The organism is Luteibacter sp. (genome assembly GCF_051958795.1).
Classification (GTDB): domain Bacteria; phylum Pseudomonadota; class Gammaproteobacteria; order Xanthomonadales; family Rhodanobacteraceae; genus Luteibacter.
In genome coordinates this window covers 1-6,367 of sequence record NZ_JBQCFT010000382.1, presented here as the reverse complement: position 1 = coordinate 6,367, position 6,367 = coordinate 1, and the positions used below count along the sequence as shown (strand labels likewise).

The following is a 6,367-nucleotide window of genomic DNA, read 5'->3' as shown; positions in this document are numbered from 1 at the left end:
TACGCTTCGCCGGGCGGCGGCGTGGGCGCCGGGGATACCGACGTCGGCGCCGGGCACGGGCCGTTGCACACCAGCACGTTGGCCAGCCGGTAATCCCAGAACGCGCTGCCGGACGTCGAGCCCGTGACGAGCCGCTGCGATGCATCGCTCGAGCCGGGCTGGAACGCGTACAGGCCATACTGGTACGCACCAAAGGCGAGATAACCGCCGTTGAGCCGGAACGCGCCACCGTCGGCGTTGCCTGCCACCTGCACGACGGAAATACCCTCGGCCGGGCCCACGTAACCATCGCGATTGAGGTCGGTCAGTTCGCCCGTGCTGAGGGCGCCAGGCGTGATGTCCAGCACCGTCTGGCCACTGGCGTTGCCTTCGACCAGGAGGCGATCGGTCGACTGCGCGGCCAGCGCGCCGCCGGCATCCAGGGTTGAGACGAGCTTCAGCGTGCCGTTGTCACCGGTGTAGTTCCCATCGATGGTCAGGCTGTTGCCCGGTGAACCTGCACCGTTCGTGAGGTCGATGGTGCCGGCGTTGGCGACATTGACGCCGCCGGGCGTCACCGCGGAGATCACCGGGTGGACGTTGTCGCCCGCATACAGTGTGGACGACGCATCGATGGTGACGTCGCTGCCGGCGAGCACGAGTTTGTCGGTGAGGGTGAAGGCGGCCCCCTGGAGGAGGTTGAACGTGTTCCATCCTGTCAGGTTGATGCCCTTCGTGAGCGTATCGACGTCGAAGGTCCCGCCACGGGCCTGCGTGCCGATGAAATCGAGCGTGTTGCCACCACCGGCGCCCGCAAGCAGGTGATAGGTGGACGATGTATCCACCGCGCCAAGCGTTGCCGTGTTGCCAGCCGCACCCATCGTCAGGCCACCCAGCAGTGTTCCGCCCGTCCAGTCGAACGTGTCGCCGCCCTCGCCTGTCCTGACTTCACCGACGATGTCGCCCGCGCTGTGGGTGATCGCATCCGCACCCGCGCTGCCCTGGATCGCCGTCGCCGATGCCGAGGCCGCACGAATGGATCCGGTGTTGGATAGCGACGTGCCGGTGCCGTTCGAAAGATCGACCACGGGCGCGACCGTGCTGGCTGAAACGAGGCTGCCGCTGTTGGCCACGGACGACGCCGTGCCTGCGATCAGGGCGGACCCACCGGCTGCATCGAGGATCGATACGCTTCCCGAGGTCGTCACGGCGCCGCTCGTGAGCGCCTGGATGCCCTTGCTCCCTGCCGCGTTACCGTGGATGACAAAACCGGCACCTACGTTCAGGTCACCCGAGGCGAGCGAGCCATCCGCGCGACGAAATGCATAACCGACTCCCGCGCCATCGACCTCGAACGTGGCCGTGGAGGCGGGATCGATGGCGGTGGCGGTGCGCAGGCCGGCGCCATCGCCCGAATGCAGCGTGACGCCAGTGAGGGTGATCGCGCCGCTCTCTGCCGCGTTCTCGATCGCGTTCCCCGTGCCGAGTGTCGTGATCGTCGTGCCGTTCGCCATCAGCGGACCGGCTCCCGTGTCCACAAGCACGCCGTGTGCGGCACCCTGCGTGGTAATCGCCGAGTCGCCGGCACCGAGCGTGAGGCTGGCGCCCGCTAGCAGCCATACGCCGGCATGGCCGTCGTTCACCGTGATCGTGCCTGCCGGGTTGAGGGTGGTGCCGGCACCTTCGACGCGTACGCCGGTGCCGTTCGCCACCACGATGCTGCCGTTGTTGGCGAGCGATCCGCCCGTTCGCAGGATGGCGCCGTTGGCTTCAGGTCCGCCCAGCGTCACTGCGCCATTGTTCGTGGCGACGCCGCCGGTCTCCGCAACGAGGCCGGTGGTGTTGCTTCCCGTGAAGTTGATCGAACCGTTATTCACCAGGTTCGCCTTGTTGCGCACGACGAGGCCGGTGACGCCGGCGCTGGACGAGTTCAGCGTGGCCAGGCTGGTCACCCGGGTCGCGGCGGCGACACTGCCGGTCGCTCCGCCGGTAAGGTCGTGTTTCTGCCCGTCGGCTAAGCCGGCGATCGCGCCCGCGCCCGTGAGCGACATGGTGGTCGCCGCATCGATGGTGGCGGTCGCACCGCCTTCGGCCACGACACCCTGCGCACCGGCGCCGGGCACGTTGATGATCGCGTTGCGTGTATTCAGTACCGAGCCGGCGCCCGAGCCCAGCACGCCCGTCGCCTGCGCGCCAGACACGCTGACGGTCAGGCCGGTGCCGTCGAAATCGGCGCCGCTATCGAGCCGGAACAGTGTCGATTGTGGCGTCGATACATCGAGGACGGCGCCAGCGCCGACGTTGATCTTCGCGTTGTCGCCGAAGGCGAAGAAACCGATCTGCTTGCTGCCGCCGCTGAACGTGGGAGCGGAACCCGCCGCCACGTTCACCGTCGCACGTCCGCGTGCATGGATGCCGATCGCGCCGTCGCCACTCAGGTTCACCGGGCCCTGGATATCGCCTGTCGCGGTGGCACTGCCCTGCCCCTCGACCCACACGCCATAGTTGCGCGTGCCGCTCGCCGGGTCCGCGCCGCCCGCGACATTGATCGTGCCGGTGGAATGGATAAGGGATGGCGTGCCGGCGGTCGACACCGCCTTCAGCGCCGTACCGTTCACGCCGGTGACGTTGATCGTGCCAGTATTCGTGATATTGCCGGTCGCACCGGCATTCATGACGGAAATCCCGATGTTCTCGCGCGGCACCGCGGCTGCGCGCCCGGTGATATTGATCGTGCCTGAGTTGTTCACGTTCGCCGCGGGTGCCGTGACGAGGATGGCCGCCGCATTCTGGGTGAGCGTGCCGATCGTGATCATTCCCAGATTGCTCACGGTGGCCGCCGTGGGCACGTTGATGCCGGTGGTGATCGTTCCCTGGTTCAGGCCGACGTCGGCGGCGGCCGCACCGGGCGTGTATTGCGGGCCGCGACCGATATAGATGGTCCCGCCGGCGCCGTTCGTGAAGGTGCCCGTGGGATCGTTCATGTAAACGCCATCCGCCGATCCGTTCGAGCGCGAGCCGGTGACGCCGACGTTAACCGTGCCATTGTTGGTGGCGGTCGCGCCGGCCCCCACGCGGATGCCCGTGGACTTGCCCGCGCCATTCGTCGTGCCCAGGGCGAGGTTGATGATGCCGTTGGCAGTGTTGTTGAAACTACTGCTCGACTGCACATCGATGATGTTGGCACCGAACGCGCCGCTGGAGATGCCGCCATCGGCATTCTGGAAGAAGTTACCGTTGATGACGCCCGCATTCGCGCCCTGGCTTCCCGTCGTCAGGACCAGAACCGAACCATCGCCGCTGCTGTGTTGCGTGGCGAGCGTGCCGTTGTTCACGAACGATGCGCCGCTGTCCGCTCGCACGGCGCCACCGTTGGCGTTCACCACCTCCAGCACGCCGCCCGGGTCTATCGTGCCGTGGGCATTTGCGCCGACGAGGCGCATGACGATGCGTTCGCCGATCGGCTGCGCGACGTCGTCGGGCGGGCTGTCGGCGGTGATGCCGTAGGTAATCTGCTCGGTGGTCGAGGTGTAGCCGAGCGCGAAGTACGTCACGTACTGGGCCGGGTCGAGGCGCCCCGCCTGGATTTCACCGATGAGGAAGCTGTTGTAGTCGCGCAGCTGCGCATCGTTGGTGACCGTATGCGAGGTCGTGACCCCGCCGATGGTCGTGCTGAAGGTCTGGCCGAAATGCGAGACGAACGTAACGCCGTAGCTGCGCGGCTGCGAGGGATCGCCGACGTCACCGTTGAACGTGATTCGGTTCTGTCCTTGCCAGGCAAGGTTGCTCGCCGCGCCGCCAGTCCCGTCGGCGTAGAACATGTTGGTCTGCTTCGCCGCAATCGTCACCGCATTGGTCGAGGCCTGGCTATTGGCGCCGCCGCCGAAGTCGATGTTCAACGTGCCGCCGCCGGAAGTCACTTCGCCGACGCGCATGTTGATGTACTGGTTGCTGCCGACGTTGACCACGTCAGGCACGGGCGTGGCGTAGCCGACGGGTGCGAGAGCGAAAAGGTTATTGTTGTTGTAGACCGAGGCAACCCGGTTGGTACCGGTGATCGGATCCTTGTAGGTCACGCCCAGGTTCGCGCTTCCGGGGTTAAGTCGTGGCGCACCGATCCATTGCTGGCCAGAGATAAGGCGATTCAGGTCGCTCAGCGCCTGCAGCGTGGTATCCACGCCACCCGGCTGGCCTGCCATGAATTGCTGGGGTCCTGTCAGCGTGACCGTCGCGCCCGCGGCGACGACGGTGTTGCCGACCTGCTGGTCGTTGATCGTGGGATCGTAAGGTCCGAGGGTCACCGACTGTCCGCGGGCCGAAGGCCATGCCCCAAGCAGCGCGGCGGCAATAGCGGCGGCAAGCACGGCACGTCGTGCACCGCCCGAAACGGGGCGGCGTGAAAGCGCATCACAGGTTGTCATGTTGTTTTACCCCGTTAGCGCCGCCGTCCGGAGCGGCGTAGCGCACGTACAGGCAAAACGACACCCGGGTACTGCGAAAGGCCCCCTTCCTCCGCTCCCACCCCCAGGCCTCCGGCCCTTCCGTGCAGAGCGGCGGACCGCACGTTTCCGTTGCGGCTCGCCTCCGGGACGGTCTATAGATTCACGCGGATGAAGGAAATGTGCAGGCATCGCTTCCGGGGCCGCCCCAGGGGTGCTGGTGCATCGGCCCGAGTCCCCTATACTCCCCGCGATGAAACCAAGCGTCCTGTTGCAGTACATCCTCCCGCACCGCTTCCTCTCACGCATCGTCTACCAGGCGACGCGCTGGGAATGGACGCCATGGAAGAACTTCCTGATCGAGACGATCGTGCGGAACTACAACGTGGACATGGCGCAGGCGGCCCAGCCCGATCCGCTGGCCTACCCGCACTTCAATGCCTTCTTCACCCGCAAGCTCAAGCCCGGCGCGCGCGTCGCCGACCCGGATCCGCAGGCGATCCTGTGCCCGGCCGATGGCCGCATCAGCCAGTCGGGGCGCATCCGCGATGGCCGGATCTTCCAGGCCAAGGGCCAGGAGTACACGGCGGCCGAACTGCTTGGCAGCGAGGAGGCGGCCGCGCCGTTCCGCAACGGCAGCTTCGCGACGATCTACCTCTCGCCACGCGATTACCACCGCGTGCACATGCCGCTCGAAGGCGAGCTCACCGGAACGACCCATGTGCCGGGCCGGATCTTCAGCGTCGCGCCCTTCGCGGTGGAAGCCATTCCCCGCCTGTTCGCCCGCAACGAACGCCTCGTCTGCAGCTTCAACGGCGCGCATGGCCCGTTCGTGTCGGTGATGGTCGGCGCGATCCTGGTGTCCAGCGTGGCGACGGTTTGGGATGGCCTGGCCATCCCGCCTTACGCCTCGGACATCATCCGCACGGACTGCCGGACCCGCGGCGTCAAGCTTGAACGTTTTGCCGAAATGGCCCGCTTCAACATGGGCTCGACGGTGATCCTGCTGCTGCCGGAAGGCTACGAACTGGACAATCTTGAGCCGCAACAACACGTTATGGTTGGCCAGCGGCTCGGGCGCTGGGCGGGCGGCGCGTAAAAGCGGTTGACCCTACGCGTCACATTGTGACGAAAACGTCTTACATTTGACGCAACACCACGGTATGCTCCTAACCCTCGGACGCCTCGGGGGCAACAGCCGGCGTCCAGACACGCAGTGCCGTATAGGGGAAGCCGTCATGCGTCTGGTCACTCATCTCATCGCCGTGAACCGCGAAATCCGCCTTCGCCGCCAGCTGGCGGATATCGAACGTGTGGTGCTCGCCCTGCCCATCCGCACCCATGCGGATCTGCAACAGCTGGTTCGCCGTGAGATGGAGCAGGCCGCCGGATGTGACTTCCCGCACCTGTATGGCACGCCGCCCGAAGAGCGCTACAGCACCTACGGCCACGGCCCTGACCTGGGCCTCGGCAAGGCCCGCTCGGACAACCCGCTGATCGCCACCCGCGGCGTGGCACTGTGGATTGCTTCGGTCTACCACGAGACCCTGGATTCGCGCCGCCCGGGCATGGAAGAACTCCATCGCCAGGTGCTGCGCCTGATGCGCCAGATCAAGGAACTCTCCACCCCGGACCGCCGTGACTTCAGCACCGAGTGGATGGAGCCGTCGGCGCTGGCCTGAGCCATCTGCCGCTCAGCGGCAGACCGGCACCTTCAGCGCCTGCCCCACCTTGAGTGCATGGCCCTTGAGGCCATTCATCTTCGCGATGTCTTCCACATCGGCGCAGCTGCTCTTGCGGGCGATGCTGACGAGCGTGTCGCCCTTGCGCACCGTATAGCTCTTCGCCCCGCCCGACGATTTCGCTGACGAGCCGCTGCCGTACTGGTACTGCGGGCCCGGGCCATTGGGGCCGTTCGCGCCACCGCTGGCCAGCGCGGCCGAAGTGGC

The 6,367-nt window shown here is 66.5% G+C and carries 4 protein-coding genes; 2 read left to right on the top strand and 2 right to left on the bottom strand.

The genetic code is table 11. The annotated features are described in order from the left end of the window. Window positions 1-4,400 (bottom strand): beta strand repeat-containing protein (locus tag ACTHLF_RS20325; RefSeq protein ID WP_440329907.1); only part of this gene is annotated, 4,400 nt, incomplete at its 3' end. A gap of 271 nt (window positions 4,401-4,671) precedes the next feature. Between ACTHLF_RS20325 and asd the strand changes: the two genes are divergently transcribed. Next, entirely contained in the window at window positions 4,672-5,517 is an 846-nt protein-coding gene (asd, locus tag ACTHLF_RS20320) for an archaetidylserine decarboxylase (protein ID WP_440329905.1), read from the top strand. 139 nt (window positions 5,518-5,656) lie between these two features. Then, window positions 5,657-6,100 carry a hypothetical protein gene (locus ACTHLF_RS20315; protein WP_440329903.1) on the top strand — a complete coding sequence of 148 codons (444 nt, stop codon included), beginning with the start codon at window positions 5,657-5,659 and terminating at the stop codon, window positions 6,098-6,100. Window positions 6,101-6,112: 12 nt separating this feature from the next. Here ACTHLF_RS20315 and ACTHLF_RS20310 read toward each other — a convergent pair. Next, window positions 6,113-6,367, bottom strand: a 255-nt coding sequence (locus ACTHLF_RS20310) for a LysM peptidoglycan-binding domain-containing protein (RefSeq protein ID WP_440329901.1), incomplete at its 5' end; no start/stop codon positions are given.

Coding starts and splice junctions, on each gene's coding strand:
- asd (WP_440329905.1), top strand. CDS start 4,672: ATGAAACCAAGCGTCCTGTTGCAGTACATCCTCCCGCACCGCTTCCTC.
- ACTHLF_RS20315 (WP_440329903.1), top strand. CDS start 5,657: ATGCGTCTGGTCACTCATCTCATCGCCGTGAACCGCGAAATCCGCCTT.